This is a genomic window from Saccharomonospora marina XMU15 (assembly GCF_000244955.1).
Lineage (GTDB): Bacteria > Actinomycetota > Actinomycetes > Mycobacteriales > Pseudonocardiaceae > Saccharomonospora_A > Saccharomonospora_A marina.
Genome location: NZ_CM001439.1, coordinates 3,002,098 through 3,016,591 on the forward strand (window position 1 = coordinate 3,002,098; position 14,494 = coordinate 3,016,591).

Below are 14,494 nucleotides of genomic sequence, written 5' to 3' on the forward strand. Positions count from 1 at the left end.
GTCTAGGAACCTGTCGCGGTCACCAGTGTCCGAGGACGACGGTGACACCCGTCCGTGGAGGGTGCTGGCAGGCTTCACGCCGTGCTCAACATTCGGATGAACGAGTTGGCGGTCAGAGCTCTCGGGCAGGCGGGAGCGCAGGCAGCTGTGCCGGTGTCGGAGTTGGCACCCAAGTTGCGGGAGTTGGCGGCCGAAGGCGTCATTCGGCACGGTGCGGCCCTGGCCTTGGCCCGGCACGCCGGGAAGGCCCCGGAGCCCCGCTCGGGCGGGCGGGACCTGACCGGCTGGGAGTGCGCTACGAGCAGCGTCCACCTGGAGGACATGCTGGAGGGCATCGTGCCGATCCGTTCGGGATCGGCGGGAGACGGGGAGCCGGTGATCGCTGAGTCCGATCAGGTATTGCTGTTGCGTCACGGGCTCGGCTTCGCCCTGGAAATCGTCCGGCTTGTCCGCGCACTACCTGAACCCGTCGCGATACGCTGCATTGTCGGCGCGAACAGTACGAACGCGACGTTCAGGTTCCACAGCGCTCGGGAGGGCGAGTCGTGGCTCAACCCGGATGTGGACACCTACCTGCTCGACAAGTTGATCGTGGTCGACAGCGGGCCCGCCAGCCTTGGCGGGACGCCGTGGTGACGCGTTCCGCCGCGCCTCCCCTCGAATGTCGAGAACCCACTTGAGGAAGTATCCGGGTCAGGCGCTGGTCCGGTCCGTCCCGGCCGCCTCGGGTCCCGGCCGGTCCCCGCTACCCGCCGTCCCGAGACGATGTCGCGCCGGCCCGGCATCGAGCCGTCGCTTCTCCGGTCCGGTACACCACGTCGGAATCCCGGAACCCGGCGAGGCCGGGCAGGACCATCATCTCGATCGCCGGCCACTGCCAGGGGTGCCACACAATCCCGGCCCGGGCCGGTCTGTGACACACTCAGGTCCGCGGTTCCGTGACCGGTTGCCTGAGGATGGTTCGGAGTCGTTCGGGCGCGGTCCTGCGGAAGTCACTGAGATAGATCTCGTGGTGCTTGCCGACCATGCGTAACCCGTGTCGGGGAATGAAGTCGTGGTGCATCCGCGCCAGCACCTCGGCCTCGGAATCGAAGGAGCCGACGTGCAACGTCTGCACGCAGGTCCCTTCGGACAGTGTCTCCAGGCGGACCTCGTGCAGGCGCCGCGGGCGGTTCTTGGCCGTGACCTGTTCGGTGGCCGCGACGAACATCTCCTCGTCGGTCCAGTCAGGCACCATGATCATGAGTGTCCAGTTCCACCTGGATTTGTCGCGGGATGCGGTGAACGTGTCCATGTCCTCGGCCCACCACAGCCCTTCCAGCGGCATGACGACGTAGTCGCGCCCGAGAGTCTGTTTGCTGGCGAACTTGAGCTTGTAGGCCAGCGGGTAGAGCGCCTCGATCGCCTGACCGAAGGCCGAGGACGTGTTCGGATCGCCATGGCCGTCGATCATGAGGTATCGCAGGTCGGGGACGTCGACGATCTCGTAGCGGCCGTTGCGGGCCTGGTAGGCGTCGATCTCTCTCTTGAAGTCGATCTTGTGCGTCATCGCCGAACCTCGGCTCGCTGCGCGAGCCATTCCCTTTCCGCCTCCAGCAGGCTCAGTGAGTAGGAGAAGACTTCTCGCGCCGGTAGCGGGAGGGGTGCCTGTGCCGCCTGAGCTTGCCTCACCGCGGTGATGCGCTGCTCGACCTGCGCGAGCCGATCGCGAAGCGCCCGCGTGTACTGGCGCTGCGGCAGCAGCCAGAGATTCGACACGCCGACCAGCATCGGGTGCGCGACACGGTGCGGCCCTCGGATGTAGGTGAGCGTGTTCTGCGTAGCCACTTGCCGCCCCAGGTCCGTGGCCTGGAAGACGCGTCTGGACTTCGGTGCGGCCCGGGAGTCGGTGGTATGGACCAAATCGCGCTTCTCGAGCTTGGCGAGCAGGTAGTAGATGGAGGAGAACCCGATGTCGGTCCATTGCCGGATGCCACGGCGCTCGATGACCTGCTCGATGTCGTAGCCGTGCCGGGGGCGTTCGATGATCAGTCCGAGTACCACCAGTTCGGACGGCGTGAGCTCCACCGCGCTATTCTAGCACTGGAATAACGCTAAGGTTGCTGCCGCAACGGGTGCCTGATGGGCGCCCCCAGTCGACGCGCGGATCCGCCTCGATGGCCGCGTCGGCGGAGCCGAGCGCGGCGACCCAGGAACGCAGCCGGTGCGGGTGGTTGCGCACGCCCGCACCGGTGGCCCTTTCGGCAGGAGTGTCGGAATCCGGCTGAAGACCACGGCTCGGGCTGGGAACCCGACGACGCCCTCGCTCGAAGAGGGCGAGCGTGCGCCGGACCGATTCTGGCGACGCCGCAGGCTCGAACTGGCTACTGTCGGTCATCGTGACCGAACCACAGTTTCTTCGCGATACGCGCGCCTCCTACGACATCCTGGCCGAAGACTACGCCGAGTGGGCTCGTCCGGAACTGGCGGTCAAGCCGCTGGACCGTGCGATGCTCGGCGGTTTCGCCGAACTCGTGCACGCCGCCGGTTCCGGGCCGGTCGCCGACATCGGTTGCGGGCCCGGACGCATCACGGTGCACCTTGCCGAGCTGGGGTTGTCCGCGTTCGGGATCGACCTCTCGCCCGCGATGGTCGCGGTCGCTCGCAGAAGCTATCCCCGACTGTGGTTCGGTGTGGGGTCGATGACGGCCCTCGGGTTGGCGGACGGGAAGCTCGGCGGGGTGGTCGCCTGGTATTCGATCATCCACGTGCCCAGGCGGTTGTTGCCGGATGTCATGGCCGAGCTCAACCGGGTGCTGGCGCCCGGCGGGTACCTGCAGCTGGCTTTCCAGGTCGGCGACGGGCTGCTGCACCTCGACGATGCGCTCCAGCACCGGATCTCGCTGGACTTCTACCGCCTGCGCATGGACGACGCGTCCGCGTTGCTGACACAGGCCGGGTTCGATGTGCGCGCCACGATGCTGCGCGAGCCCGACGACAACCCGGCGTTTCCGGAGCGGACACCGCAGGGTTTCGTGTTGGCACGCAAGCACGGCAGCCGCGGGTGAGAGCACCTCACCCGGCCTGAGGTCGCGCGACCAGCCGTAGCAAAACATACGTATACGCAAGATTGCGTGTACGCACTTTTTGTCGCTACGGTGGTGCCCTCACCGACAGAAGGGACCCCAACCGTGCACACCAAGGGCATCACCTACGACACCGGCTTCGTCCGCAACGGCGTACCCTCCCGCGAGCGGTTCGATCCCGAGGTGGTCGAGCGAGAACTGGCCGTAATCCGTGACGATCTGCACTGCACCGCCGTCCGCATCACCGGGGGCGATCCGCGGCGGCTGGAGCTGGCCGCCGCTCGTGCCGCCGAACTCGGTCTCGAGGTCTGGTTCTCGCCCTACCCGCTGGAACTGACCGCCGAGGAGATGCTGTCGCTGCTCGCCGACTGTGCCGAGGCGGCCGAGCGAGTCCGACAGCGGGGAGCCGAGGTCGTGTTCGTCACCGGCGCCGAGTTGAGCCTCATGAACAGGGGATTCCTGCCCGGCGACACGCAGCAGGACCGACTCCAGGGACTGCTCGGCCAACGCGATCGGCTACCCGAACTGGCAGGCGAGCTGTCCGAACGGGTCAACGATTTCCTCGGCCACGCCGTGAAAGTCGTCCGGGAACGATTCGGGGGCAGGCTCACCTACGCCGCCGTTCAGCTTGAACGCATCGACTGGACGCCCTTCGACATCATCGGCGTCGACCTGTACCGGTCTGCCGAGGTCGCCGACCAGTTCGGCGCGGGCGTGCGCACGCTGGTCGCGCAGGGCAACGCCCAGGACAAGCCGGTGGTGATCACCGAGTTCGGCACGACCGCCTACCGTGGGGCGGCAGACCGGGGTGCCCGTTGCATGGAGATCGCCGAGTTCGATCCCGACACCGGCATGCCGGTACGGCTGGACGGTCACTACATCCGCGACGAGGCAGGGCAGGCCGGCTACCTACGCGAACTGCTGGAGATTTTCGACGCCGAAGGCGTCGACGGGGCGTTCGTCTTCCTCTTCGCGCTCGACGGCTTCCCACACCGCCCCTGCGGCGACCCCCGCGACGACCTCGACCTGGCCAGCCCCGCCATCGTCAAGTACCTCGAACAGCACCAGGGCCACACCTACCCGGACCTGCCCTGGGAACCCAAGGCAGCCTTCCACGCCTTGGCCGACTACTACCGAGGCCAACCATGAGTTGCCGCTGAGCGGGCTCGCGGGCCGTCACGGTCGGCGGCCGATGAAACCGAGCAGCTTCGTCTGGACATCGGCATCCTCGGGCACCTCGACCCGGGGACCGTACTGCCCGCTGGTGCGGATCGCGGGCTCGTGCTCGCGCATGCCTGCCAGCAGCTCGGCGCACTTGACCGGATCGAGCTTCTCGTCCTGCCCGGTTGCCCGTGCCAGATCCCAGGTGTGCATGAAGACGTCGGCGGTGTAGAACCGGTCGATAGCCTGATCCAGCGGCAGCTCACCGACGTGGCGATTGGACAGCGTCCTGCTCGGTGTGGCCGGGTCGTCCAGCAACGCCTGGACACCGTCGCTGTGGACGGTCCACGCGCGTACCGGGTCGTCGTCGACCGAGGGACCGGCAGGCAGTCGCACTCCGGAACCCGACTCAAGGAAGGCCGGAAACCACTCGAGGAGGTGCCGGACGACATCGCGCGCCTTCCAGCCGTCCACCGGTGCCGGGTTGTCCCAGGCCGGGTGCGTGGTACCACGCACCCGGTCGGTGAAGACCGCGGCGACCCACCGGTGTTCCTCGGCGGGCGAAGACCGTGTCGTCATGCCAACTCGGTCACGAGTTCGTCGAGCTTCTCGAAGCCCTCGACCACGCCGACCTCCATGCCACTGGCGAGCAGGCCGTCGCGGGCCTGCATCGAATCCAGGACGGACAGCATCGTGACACGGGTACGGCCGCCGCCGAGATCCTCCAGCGTCGCGGTCTCCAGCGACACGCCGTCAGGCATGTCCTCGTAGGTGAAGGTCTGCACGACCCGTTCTACACCCCTGACTTCGTGGAACGAGCCGTAGAAGCAGTACTCCTGGCCGTCGAGGACGACGGCATAGCGGTAGTTGCCGCCGGTACGGCAGTCCCAGCGATCGACGCGGGTCGTGGTGGATCTGGGTCCGTTCCACTGTGCGAAGAGATCGGGCTCGGTGAACGCACGAAACACCCGCTCGCGGGGCGCGTCGAACTCCCGGACGATGCGGATGGTCGGCAGGTCCGGATCGGCAGCGATCTCGGTCTGGTGCTTGCTCGCGGTCATGCCACTTCCTCTCAAGCGCTTTTATTCAACCGAATGGTTAAATAGGACCCTATGACATCGGGAACAGGTCGTCAACCGGTAAGTTGAATACGGGCCGGGGTCCTCCGGGTTACGTTCGGCAGGCAGGCGCCGTGAGAAACACTCCCCGCGACCGAATACGCTGATCGGGCACGAATCCGCGAAACCCCGGGACCGGGAGGCCAGTCGATGCTCGACTCGTTGCTCGCGTTCGCCGGGTTGTGTGTGGTGCTGGCTGTCACGCCTGGCCCGGACAGCTTCATCGTGCTGCGCTTCGCGGTTCGCTCCGGCGTGGCAGCGAGCCTGAGCGCGGCGGCGGGTGCCGCGATCGGATCGTTGTTCTGGGCAGGCGCGGCAGGGCTCGGTCTCGCGGCGCTACTGGCCGGCTGGAGCATCGGCTACACCATCGTGCGGGTCCTCGGCGCGCTCTACCTGATCTACCTCGGTGTCCGGGCCTTGTGTGCTCGCCGCCCGGTGGAGGCCGACACCACGGGCATACCCGAGCACCTGTCATGGTGGCGGGCAGGCCGCACCGGCCTGCTGTCGGCGATGCTCAACCCCAAGATCGGGCTGTTCTTCCTGGCTGTGGCGCCCCAGTTCGTGCAGTCGCACGCGGACGTCGTCGCGACCACGCTGCTGCTGGGATGCATCGACGCGGCAGTGGCGTTCGGCTGGCTGGCGCTGGTCTCGATCGGCGCGTCCAGGATGATGCGCTGGCTGCGCCGCCCGAAGGTGGGCACGCACCTCGAACGCGCCAGCGGTGTCGCGCTGACCGGCCTGGGAGTGGCCACGCTCGCCACCCACTGACCGCGGGCGGCACGACAGTGACACCCGACCGTGGCCCCCGCTCGGGTCCTTGGACCCTACCGGCGCCCTCCGCCGCCCGCCTCTACTCGCGCCATGAGCACCGACTTCGCTCCTGACGACCACGTGGTCTCCCAGCAGCGACGGATCAGGGAGTCGTTGCCGTTCGGCGACGCCGACGACTTCGACGCCGCCGACCGCGGCTTCCTCGGCCGACTGGAGCCGGGCGAGGTACGCGACGACGACGGCCGCGTGGTGTGGGACGGCGACGCCTATGCCTTTCTCGACGGTGAGGCGCCCGACACGGTCAACCCGAGTCTGTGGCGGCAGTCCAAGCTCGTCGCCCGCCAGGGTCTGTACGAGGTGGTACCCGGGATCTACCAGGCGAGAGGACTTGATCTGTCCAATGTCACCTTCGTCGAAGGCTACCGTGGTGTGCTGGTGATCGACCCGCTGATCAGCGCCGAAACGGCGGCTGCGGCGCTGCGGCTCTACCGCCGGTACCGGGGGGAGCGCGACGTCACCGGCGTCGTCTACACCCACTCCCACGTGGACCACTTCGGCGGGGTGAAAGGTGTCACGACGCAGCAGCAGGTGGACGCCGGGGCCGTGCCCGTGCTCGCGCCCGAGGGGTTTCTCGAGGCAGCGGTGTCGGAGAACGTGTACGCCGGCGGCGCGATGTCGCGCCGAAGCGCATACATGATGGCGCCCTCACTGCCACGCGGCCCTCGGGGCCAGGTGGGCACGGGGCTGGGTCCGTCCAATTCGGTGGGTGCCATCACGCTGATCGCGCCCACCGTGGATATCCGGTACACCGGGCAGCAGGAAACGGTCGACGGGATACGCATCGTGTTCCAGCTGGCACCTGGAACCGAGGCGCCCGCGGAGATGCATCTGCACTTGCCCGAGTTCAACGCGCTGTGCATCGCGGAGAACGCCACGCACACCCTGCACAACCTACTGACCTTGCGCGGCGCGCAGGTACGGGACGCACGCGCCTGGGCGAGGTACCTGACCGAGGCCATCGACCTGTTCGGCGAGCACACCGACGTGGTGTTCGCCTCGCACCACTGGCCGACCTGGGGCAGGGACAAGGTCGTGGAGTACCTGTCGCTGCAGCGCGATCTGTACGCCTACCTGCACGACCAGACGCTTCGCCTCGTCAACAGCGGCTACACCGGCAGCGAGATCGCCGAGTCGCTGCGGCTGCCGCCCGCGCTGGAACGGGCATGGCACGCGCGCGGCTACTACGGCTCGGTGAGCCACAACGTCAAGGCGATCTACCAGCGCTACCTCGGTTGGTTCGACGGCAACCCGGCGCATCTGTGGCAGCACCCGCCGGTGGCGGCCGCCCGGCGGTATGTCCGGTTCATGGGCGGCGCCGACGAGGTCGTGGCGAAGGCGAGGTCGTCCTATCAGGACGGTGATTTCCGTTGGGTCGCCGAGGTGCTCAACCACGTGGTGTTCGCCGAGCCCGAACACGAAGCGGCACGCAGGCTGCTCGCCGAGACCTACGAGCAACTCGGATACGGCGCCGAGAACGGCACCTGGCGCAACTTCTACCTCACCGGTGCCCACGAGTTGCGGCACGGCTCGCTGGGAAGCGCCGCGGCACCCGCCGCGCCGGACCTGTTCACGCAACTGAGTCCGGCTCAGCTCTTCGACGCGCTGGCCGTGCGAGTCAACGGCCCGCGCGGCTGGGACGAGCAGCTCACCGTGGACATCGACTTCACCGACCTCGACGAGCGCCACCGACTCACCCTGCGCAACGGCGTGCTCAGCCATACCGCCGCCGCGAAACCGTCGCCTGCCGACGTGCTGCTGCGGCTGCCGCGATCGGCGCTGGCCGTGCTGGTGTCCGGCCACGCCGACGCCGCGGAACTCGCCGAGGGGGGCGTGTCGATCGAGGGCGATCCGGATGTGCTGCGGCGGCTGATGTCGGTACTGGACAAGCCGGACCCCGACTTCGCGATCGTGACCCCTTGAGCCAGGCCGTCAGCCGTCCAGGGCCTCGGCGATCGCGGCCAGCACCCGGCGCCAGTGGGTGCGTTGACGTTCCCGTTCCCGCGCGTCGGCCATGCGCTCCTGATGAAAGCGCAGCACGGTGCGCCCTCCCTCGGCCGGGGTGAGCGTGACCTGCACGGTGGTAGGGCCGGTGAGTCGAATGCGTTCACCGTGTCGGTAGCCGCGCACTTCTCCGGCCACACCGGCGTCGGTGCGGTAGGCGCTGCCGCGCCGGGGTGAGCTCAGCTGAACACCGGTACCCAGCCACAGCGCCAGCCCCCGGGGGCCGCTGACGAGGTCCCACACGGTCGTCGGTGGGTGTGGCAGGGTGCGGGACACGCCGATCTGCCAGCCCGCGTCCTTGGTGAGCCCGGTGGGCATGCTGGATCATCCTTTCTCGTCGCGACGCTCGCGCAGCGCGCGAACCTTGTGCTGGTTGCCGCAGTGCTCCATGGAGCACCAGCGACGACGCCCCGGTCGTGAGGTGTCGACGTAGACGAGGTGGCAGCGCTCGCCCGAGCAGACCCGGATGCGGTGGGCGTACTCGCCGGTCAGGAGGTCCACCGCGTCCCTGGCGACGGTGGCGAGCAGTTGCGTCCCGGTGGCCGTCGCCGTCCAGGTTCGCTGCCCGTCTGGCCCGATGGCCGGTGTCAGCGGGGGATGTCCGGCGGTGCGGTTGATGACGTCCAGATCGCCCCGTTGCGGTTCCACCCCGGACGCGCGGGCGGTGGCGGCCCGAAACAGCGCGTCGCGGAAGGTGCGCGCGGCCTCGACCTCGACCTGACGGATGTCGAGGTCGGGGGTTGGGCTGAGCCGGGACCGGGCCACCCACGCAGCGAGGTCGGCGGGTGTGTGCAGCACCTCGAACCGGCGAAACTCGCCCGGCCCCCCGGTGGTGGTCAACTCCAGGCACAACGCGCCGGGATCGAACCGGTACTTCGCGCCGGTGTGGGAGCGCAGGATCACGCCTCTGCTTGCCGACCCAGCCACGTAACCACTATAACTGGTTACGTGGCATTGCACTGGAAACTGGTCATCGACAGCCGAAACGCTCCTGCGCTCGCGGATTTCTGGGCCGCGGCGCTGGGCTACGACGTGGAGGACAACAGCGCGCTCATCGACCGGCTGGTCACGGCAGGCATGGTGGAGCCGGACCGGATCGGCGAACACCGAGGTCGCCGGATCTTTCGCGGCTTCGCCGCCGTCCGCCACCCCGATGACCCCTTCGACACCGAGACCGGCATCGGCAAGGGTCGGCGGCTGCTGTTCCAGGACGTTGCGGAAGAAAAGAGCGGCAAGAACCGGTTGCACATCGACGTGCACCATGCCGAGGACGAGGCGCTGGGTGACCTGGTCGCCAGGCTGGAAAGCCTGGGGGCCACGCGGGTGCGTGAGGTCGATCAGGGCCCGGCAGGGCACTGGTGGGTCATGCGCGACCCGGAAGGCAACGAGTTCTGCGCCGCGTGAGGCCCGCCTCGACCCGCTTCGGTGCTCATCGGTCACGCCGCCACAGCAGGCACCCGGCTTCCGCGCCGCGTGAGGCGACTTCAGGCCCGGTCGTGGCGCTGACGTAGCTCCCGCCGCAACAGTTTCCCGGTCGCGGTCTTGGGAAGATCATCCAGGATCTCCACCTGCCGTGGGTACTTGTAGGCGGCCAGCCGCTCCCGGCAGAAGGTGATGAGTTCCGAAGGCTCGGCACGGCGGCCCGGGCGCAGGCTGACGAATGCCTTCACCGTCTCACCGCGGTAGGGATCGGGCACACCCACCACTGCGGCCTCGCGGACGGCGCCGTGCTCGTACAGCACGTCCTCGACCTCGCGCGGCCACACCTTGTACCCGGCGGCGTTGATCTGGTCCTTCTTGCGGTCGACGAGGTAGAACCAGCCCTGCGTGTCCATGTAGCCGACGTCGCCGGTGTGCAGCGCGCCGCCGGGCAGGGCCGCCTCGGTCTCCCCCGGCTTGTTCCAGTAGCCGGGCACCACCTGCGGTCCGGTGGTGACGATCTCCCCGATCTCACCGGGCGGCAGCTCACGGCCGTCGTCACCGACGACACGCGCCACGGTGTTGTAGATCGGCAACCCGACCGAAAGGGCACCGGACGCGGGATCGACCGGTGCCCGCACCCCGGGCGGCACGGCGTGCGAGGGCGAGGTGGTCTCGGTGAGGCCGTAGATGTTGTGGATGTACTGGCCGAAGTGGTCACCGAACGCGGTGACCGTGCTCGGCGGAATCGGCGCGCCGCCGGACCAGATCTTGCGTAGCGAGGCCAGCGCGGCGGGGTCGGCGTTCGGGGCGTTGAGCAGGGCGATGAAGACGGTGATGGAGCCGACCGTGAACGTCGGGCGCTGCTGCTGGATGACGTCCAGCGCCAGTGACGGTTCGAAGCGGTGCAGCAGCACCAGCGGAGCACCCAGCAGCAGGGCCGTGGCGACGTGGCCGACCATTCCGGTGATGTGGAACAGCGGAGCCACCCCCAGCACCACGTCGCTGCTGTCGAGCCGGCACCACCGGCGGTAACTCTCGGCGTTGAACACTAGGTTGCGGTGGGTGTTCATCGCGCCCTTCGCAGGGCCGGTCGTGCCCGAGGTGTAGGTGAGCAGGGCGATGTCGTCCGGCGACACCGGCACCTCGGGCGGGCGATCACCCCGGTGCCGCTCGAGCAGGCGCGACAGGTCGGTGGTGCCTTCCAGCTCCGCGGGCCAGGGTGGCTCGCCCGCCCCGAACGCCCTGGGATCGTCGCGCGACTGATACTCCCGCTCCGAGGTGGTCAACACCACCCGCACTCGCGTCTCGGACAGCACGGCAGCCACCTCGGGATACAGGCCGCGCAGGCACACCAACGCCACGGCGCCGCAGTCGGCCAGCAGTGGCAGCAGTTCCCTGGCCTTACTCATCGGGTTGACCGGCACCGCGATCCCACCCGCCTTCCAGGTGCCCAGCAGCGCGATGACGAACTGCGGCACGTTCTGCAGGTAAAGCGCGACGCGGTCGCCACGACGAAGGCCACCCTGGAGCAGGCCCACGGCGAAGGCGTCGCTGAGTTCGTCCAGGCGGGCATAGCTGAGCCTGCCGTCGAAGTAGCGGATCGCGTCGCCGTCGGGCGCCCGGCGTGCGGCAGCGTCGAACATCGCCAGTGCGTCGGGATGCTCGGGCTCGATCCGAGCCGGGTTGCCCTCGCCGTAGAGCGCCAGCCACGGCTTGCTGTCGTACCAGGTCGGTGCCGCCATCGAGGTCCTCCTCGGGATCGGCAGCGAGACTACGTGCCTCGCACGTGACCGCCAACCGGTGAGCGGCGCCACTGCATACCCGCCCGGGTATAGGTTTACGATGAGCGTCGTGCGTAGCAAACCCTCCGCCTGGCTGGCCGCCCTGTTGGTGCTGGCTACCGCGGGCAGCCTGGCGGCCTGCGGACAGCGGTCACAGGCCGACTCCCCCACCGGCGAAGCCACCGTTGTCGTCACCGACGCCTGGGTGAAAGCCACCGCGGGCTCCGCCGAGCCCGCGAACATGACGGGCGCCTTCCTGCGCCTGCGCAACAACACCGGCAGCGAGGTCACCCTCACCTCGGCCACCACCGACGTGGCGGGCAAGGTGGAGATCCACGAGACCGTCCCCTCCGGCGGCAGCATGGTGATGCGCCGCAAGCAGGGCGGGCTGCCGGTGCCGCCGCACGGCACCGCGACCTTGAAGCCCGGTGCCGACCACATCATGCTGATGAAACTGAAACGGGAACTGGCCCCAGGCGACGAGGTGACGCTCACGCTGCGGCTGTCCGGCACCGGCCCGGTGACCGTCACCGCACCGGTCAAGGAGTTCACCGGAGCCGACGAGACCTACCACGAGCATGGCGCCTCCGGAGGAAACTGACCCGCGGCCGGCACGACTGAGCAGGCGCCGACTGCTCGGTTACACGGCGGTGGGGGTGGGCGGTGCCGTCGCGGGTGCGGGCTCCGCACTGGCCGCCACCCAGGACGCCCCACCGCCCGTGGATGCGGTGGGTACCCGCACCGTCGCCTTCCACGGCCCACACCAGGCCGGTGTCACCACCCCCGCGCAGGCCCGCGCCGTGTTCGCCGGGCTGGATCTGCGCGACGGCGTCGGTGCCGAGGCCATCGGCAGGTTGCTGCGGCTGTGGACCCAGGACGCCGCCGCATTGACGGCAGGCAGGCCCGCCACCGCCGACCCCGCGCCAACACTGGCCGAGCGACCGGCCGGGTTGACGGTGACGTTCGGGTTCGGCCCGGGACTGTTCGACGCGATCGGCAGACCCGACGCGGTGCCCGCCGGGTTCGTGCCTGCACCGACGTTTCCCATCGACCGGCTGCTGCCGCGCTGGAGCGACGGCGACCTGCTGGTGCAGGTGTGCGCAGACGACAGCATCGCCGCTGCCCACGCCGTGCGAGTGCTGCTGGTGGGAGCCAGACCGTTCGCGACCGTGCGCTGGCAACAGTCCGGGTTCCTGCCGCACGCCGGAGTCGCTCCCGGCACGACACCACGTAACCTCATGGGTCAACTCGACGGCACCGCCAACCCCACCGAGAACGACGGGCTGGACGATGTGGTGTGGTCACGCGAGGGCTGGCTCGCGGGCGGCACCACCATGATCCTGCGCCGCATCCGGATGGACCTCGACGAGTGGGATCGCGTACCGCCACCCGAGCAGGAACAAGCCATCGGCAGGCGACTTTCCGACGGCGCCCCGCTGACCGGTGGCAGGGAGCACGATCCCGCGGACTTCTCCCGGCGTGACCACCACGGCCTGGTGATTCCCGCCGACGCGCACATACGCAGAGCCAGACCGCACCACGGGCAGGACCGGATTCTGCGGCGCGGCTACAGCTACGACGACGGCGTGGACACCGACGGCAACCCCGATGCGGGCCTGCTGTTCGCCTCCTACCAGGCCAGTTTCCACCGGCAGTTCCTGCCCGTCCAGCGCCGCCTCGCCGCGCTTGACGCCCTCAACACCTGGACCACACCCGTCGGCTCAGCGGTGTTCGCGATCCCACCCGGCTGCGAACCCGGCGGCTGGATCGGTCAAACCCTGCTGGAATCGGCAGCCGATGGGCCGTGAGCGCCGGGGTCGGCCGCACACCGCTCACGAGCCCCGCGCCGACCGAGCGCGCTCCCGCAGCAGCGTGCGCTCACGCTCGTTTCCGGTCAACGCCGCGGCCTGCTCGAACTCGTCGCGGGCCTCAGCGTGCCTGCCGAGTTTGGCCAGCAGATCACCCCGCACGCTGGGCAGCAGGTGGTAGTCGCGCAGCACGGGTTCGTCGCGAAGCTCGTCGACCAGCTTCAGACCCGCGGCGGGGCCGTCGGCCATCGACACTGCCACCGCCCGGTTGAGTTCCACCACCGGAGAGGGGTTCACCGCCGCCAACTCCTCGTAGAGCGCGGCGATGCGGTGCCAGTCGGTGTCCTCGGGCCTGCGGGCCCGTGCGTGGCAGGCCGCGATGGCCGCCTGCAGTTGGTAGGGACCCGGCTCGTCGGTCAGCGATTCGGCCCGCTCCAGGGCCGCCAACCCACGCCGGATCAGCAACCGGTCCCAGCGCGCCCGATCCTGGTCCAGCAGCAGCACCGGCTCTCCGTTCGCGCCCACCCGCGCCCGGGAGCGGGAAGCCTGGATCTCCAGCAGCGCCACCAGGCCGTGCACCTCCGGCTCGGCACTCGCCAGCCCGGCGAGCACCCGCGCCATCCGTAGCGCCTCCGCGCACAGCTCAGGCCGCATCCAGTCGTCGCCCGCCGTGGCCGAGTAGCCCTCGTTGAAGATCAGGTAGATCACCTCGAGCACCGAGGCCAGGCGGGGTGCCAGTTGCTCGCCCCGAGGTATCTCGAACGGCACCTGCTTCTTGGCCAGCGTCTTCTTGGCGCGCACGATCCGCTGCGCGACCGTGGGCTCGGGGGTCAGGTACGCGCGCGCGATCTCGCCGGTGGAAAGCCCGCCGAGCAGCCGCAACGTGAGCGCCACCCTGGCCTCGGTCGACAGCACCGGGTGACATGCGGTGAACACCAGCCGCAGCAGGTCGTCCTCGATGCCGCCGTCGATGCGGTCGAGATCGGGTTCGGGCTGCTGCCAGGCGTCGTGTTCCAGTTCCCTGCCCAGCTCGGCCACCTTGCGCTCGAACCGCTCCTGCCTGCGGAACTCGTCGATCGCGCGGCGCTTGGCCACGGACATCAGCCAGGCGCCCGGATTGTCCGGGACGCCTGACTGCGGCCACTGCTGTAGCGCGGCGACCAATGCCTCCTGCGCCAACTCCTCCGCGGCGCCGATGTCGTGGGTCATCCGCGCCAGGCCCGCGACGAGCCTGGCCGACTCGATGCGCCACACCGCCTCGACGGTCCGCCGTGCTTCGATGGTGCTCACAACCGCCATCAGAGCAG

16 protein-coding genes are annotated in these 14,494 nt (G+C 69.0%); 8 read left to right on the forward strand and 8 right to left on the reverse strand.

The annotated features are described in order from the left end of the window. Positions 1 to 81 precede the first annotated feature (81 nt). Positions 82 to 636: a hypothetical protein gene (locus tag SACMADRAFT_RS14215; protein WP_157617249.1), complete on the forward strand. Its 555-nt coding sequence runs from the start codon at positions 82 to 84 to the stop codon at positions 634 to 636. Positions 637 to 922: 286 nt separating this feature from the next. On the opposite strand, the gene SACMADRAFT_RS14220 is transcribed toward SACMADRAFT_RS14215, so the two are convergent. Together SACMADRAFT_RS14220 and SACMADRAFT_RS14225 are read right to left on the reverse strand one after the other, a co-directional pair. Next, positions 923 to 1,549 (reverse strand): GyrI-like domain-containing protein, encoded by a 627-nt coding sequence (locus tag SACMADRAFT_RS14220; protein WP_009154523.1) that lies wholly within the window; start codon positions 1,547 to 1,549, stop codon positions 923 to 925. Next, the gene (locus SACMADRAFT_RS14225) at positions 1,546 to 2,067 is read right to left on the reverse strand and encodes a PadR family transcriptional regulator (RefSeq protein WP_009154524.1); all 522 of its coding nucleotides are present in this window, start codon (positions 2,065 to 2,067) and stop codon (positions 1,546 to 1,548) included. The genes SACMADRAFT_RS14220 and SACMADRAFT_RS14225 overlap by 4 nt, the downstream gene beginning before the upstream one ends. A gap of 311 nt (positions 2,068 to 2,378) precedes the next feature. Between SACMADRAFT_RS14225 and SACMADRAFT_RS14230 the strand changes: the two genes are divergently transcribed. After that, on the forward strand, positions 2,379 to 3,047 hold the full coding sequence (locus SACMADRAFT_RS14230; protein ID WP_040926419.1) for a class I SAM-dependent methyltransferase: 669 nt from the start codon (positions 2,379 to 2,381) through the stop codon (positions 3,045 to 3,047). Positions 3,048 to 3,170: 123 nt separating this feature from the next. After that, the gene (locus tag SACMADRAFT_RS14235) at positions 3,171 to 4,214 is read left to right on the forward strand and encodes a hypothetical protein (RefSeq protein ID WP_009154526.1); all 1,044 of its coding nucleotides are present in this window, start codon (positions 3,171 to 3,173) and stop codon (positions 4,212 to 4,214) included. Positions 4,215 to 4,241: 27 nt separating this feature from the next. Here SACMADRAFT_RS14235 and SACMADRAFT_RS30400 read toward each other — a convergent pair whose 3' ends face one another. Continuing rightward, positions 4,242 to 4,805, reverse strand: a complete 564-nt coding sequence (locus tag SACMADRAFT_RS30400) for a TIGR03086 family metal-binding protein (protein ID WP_009154527.1) — start codon at positions 4,803 to 4,805, stop codon at positions 4,242 to 4,244. Beyond that, on the reverse strand, positions 4,802 to 5,287 hold the full coding sequence (locus SACMADRAFT_RS30405) for an SRPBCC family protein (RefSeq protein ID WP_009154528.1): 486 nt from the start codon (positions 5,285 to 5,287) through the stop codon (positions 4,802 to 4,804). The genes SACMADRAFT_RS30400 and SACMADRAFT_RS30405 overlap by 4 nt, the downstream gene beginning before the upstream one ends. 207 nt (positions 5,288 to 5,494) lie before the next feature. Here SACMADRAFT_RS30405 and SACMADRAFT_RS14250 point away from each other — a divergent pair, with 207 nt between their 5' ends. Continuing rightward, positions 5,495 to 6,112, forward strand: a complete 618-nt coding sequence (locus tag SACMADRAFT_RS14250; protein ID WP_009154529.1) for a LysE family translocator — start codon at positions 5,495 to 5,497, stop codon at positions 6,110 to 6,112. A 93-nt stretch (positions 6,113 to 6,205) separates the two neighbouring features. Next, positions 6,206 to 8,095, forward strand: a complete 1,890-nt coding sequence (locus SACMADRAFT_RS14255; RefSeq protein WP_009154530.1) for an alkyl/aryl-sulfatase — start codon at positions 6,206 to 6,208, stop codon at positions 8,093 to 8,095. Between the two features lie 9 nt (positions 8,096 to 8,104). On the opposite strand, the gene SACMADRAFT_RS14260 is transcribed toward SACMADRAFT_RS14255, so the two are convergent. Further along, a complete protein-coding gene (locus SACMADRAFT_RS14260) occupies positions 8,105 to 8,494 on the reverse strand; it encodes an SRPBCC family protein (protein ID WP_009154531.1) in 390 nt (129 codons plus the stop codon). Positions 8,495 to 8,500: 6 nt separating this feature from the next. Further along, on the reverse strand, positions 8,501 to 9,103 hold the full coding sequence (locus tag SACMADRAFT_RS14265) for a CGNR zinc finger domain-containing protein (RefSeq protein WP_040925698.1): 603 nt from the start codon (positions 9,101 to 9,103) through the stop codon (positions 8,501 to 8,503). Positions 9,104 to 9,124: 21 nt separating this feature from the next. Here SACMADRAFT_RS14265 and SACMADRAFT_RS14270 point away from each other — a divergent pair, with 21 nt between their 5' ends. Continuing rightward, positions 9,125 to 9,580 carry a VOC family protein gene (locus SACMADRAFT_RS14270; RefSeq protein ID WP_009154533.1) on the forward strand — a complete coding sequence of 152 codons (456 nt, stop codon included), beginning with the start codon at positions 9,125 to 9,127 and terminating at the stop codon, positions 9,578 to 9,580. An 80-nt stretch (positions 9,581 to 9,660) separates the two neighbouring features. Here SACMADRAFT_RS14270 and SACMADRAFT_RS14275 read toward each other — a convergent pair whose 3' ends face one another. Beyond that, on the reverse strand, positions 9,661 to 11,340 hold the full coding sequence (locus SACMADRAFT_RS14275; protein ID WP_009154534.1) for an AMP-binding protein: 1,680 nt from the start codon (positions 11,338 to 11,340) through the stop codon (positions 9,661 to 9,663). A gap of 109 nt (positions 11,341 to 11,449) precedes the next feature. Here SACMADRAFT_RS14275 and SACMADRAFT_RS14280 point away from each other — a divergent pair, with 109 nt between their 5' ends. Together SACMADRAFT_RS14280 and SACMADRAFT_RS14285 are read left to right on the forward strand one after the other, a co-directional pair. Then, the gene (locus SACMADRAFT_RS14280) at positions 11,450 to 11,980 is read left to right on the forward strand and encodes a copper chaperone PCu(A)C (protein ID WP_050998117.1); all 531 of its coding nucleotides are present in this window, start codon (positions 11,450 to 11,452) and stop codon (positions 11,978 to 11,980) included. A gap of 55 nt (positions 11,981 to 12,035) precedes the next feature. Next, positions 12,036 to 13,187: a Dyp-type peroxidase gene (locus SACMADRAFT_RS14285; RefSeq protein ID WP_232285402.1), complete on the forward strand. Its 1,152-nt coding sequence runs from the start codon at positions 12,036 to 12,038 to the stop codon at positions 13,185 to 13,187. A gap of 24 nt (positions 13,188 to 13,211) precedes the next feature. Here the strand turns inward: SACMADRAFT_RS14285 and SACMADRAFT_RS14290 are convergent, their stop codons facing one another. After that, entirely contained in the window at positions 13,212 to 14,486 is a 1,275-nt protein-coding gene (locus SACMADRAFT_RS14290; RefSeq protein ID WP_009154537.1) for an RNA polymerase sigma factor, read from the reverse strand. Positions 14,487 to 14,494 lie beyond the last annotated feature (8 nt).

Bases quoted from the DNA above. Each gene is read 5' to 3' on its own strand.
- SACMADRAFT_RS30405 (WP_009154528.1), bottom strand. From the start codon at position 5,287: ATGACCGCGAGCAAGCACCAGACCGAGATCGCTGCCGATCCGGACCTG.
- SACMADRAFT_RS30400 (WP_009154527.1), bottom strand. From the start codon at position 4,805: ATGACGACACGGTCTTCGCCCGCCGAGGAACACCGGTGGGTCGCCGCG.
- SACMADRAFT_RS14260 (WP_009154531.1), bottom strand. From the start codon at position 8,494: ATGCCCACCGGGCTCACCAAGGACGCGGGCTGGCAGATCGGCGTGTCC.
- SACMADRAFT_RS14250 (WP_009154529.1), top strand. From the start codon at position 5,495: ATGCTCGACTCGTTGCTCGCGTTCGCCGGGTTGTGTGTGGTGCTGGCT.
- SACMADRAFT_RS14220 (WP_009154523.1), bottom strand. From the start codon at position 1,549: ATGACGCACAAGATCGACTTCAAGAGAGAGATCGACGCCTACCAGGCC.
- SACMADRAFT_RS14275 (WP_009154534.1), bottom strand. From the start codon at position 11,340: ATGGCGGCACCGACCTGGTACGACAGCAAGCCGTGGCTGGCGCTCTAC.
- SACMADRAFT_RS14255 (WP_009154530.1), top strand. From the start codon at position 6,206: ATGAGCACCGACTTCGCTCCTGACGACCACGTGGTCTCCCAGCAGCGA.
- SACMADRAFT_RS14290 (WP_009154537.1), bottom strand. From the start codon at position 14,486: ATGGCGGTTGTGAGCACCATCGAAGCACGGCGGACCGTCGAGGCGGTG.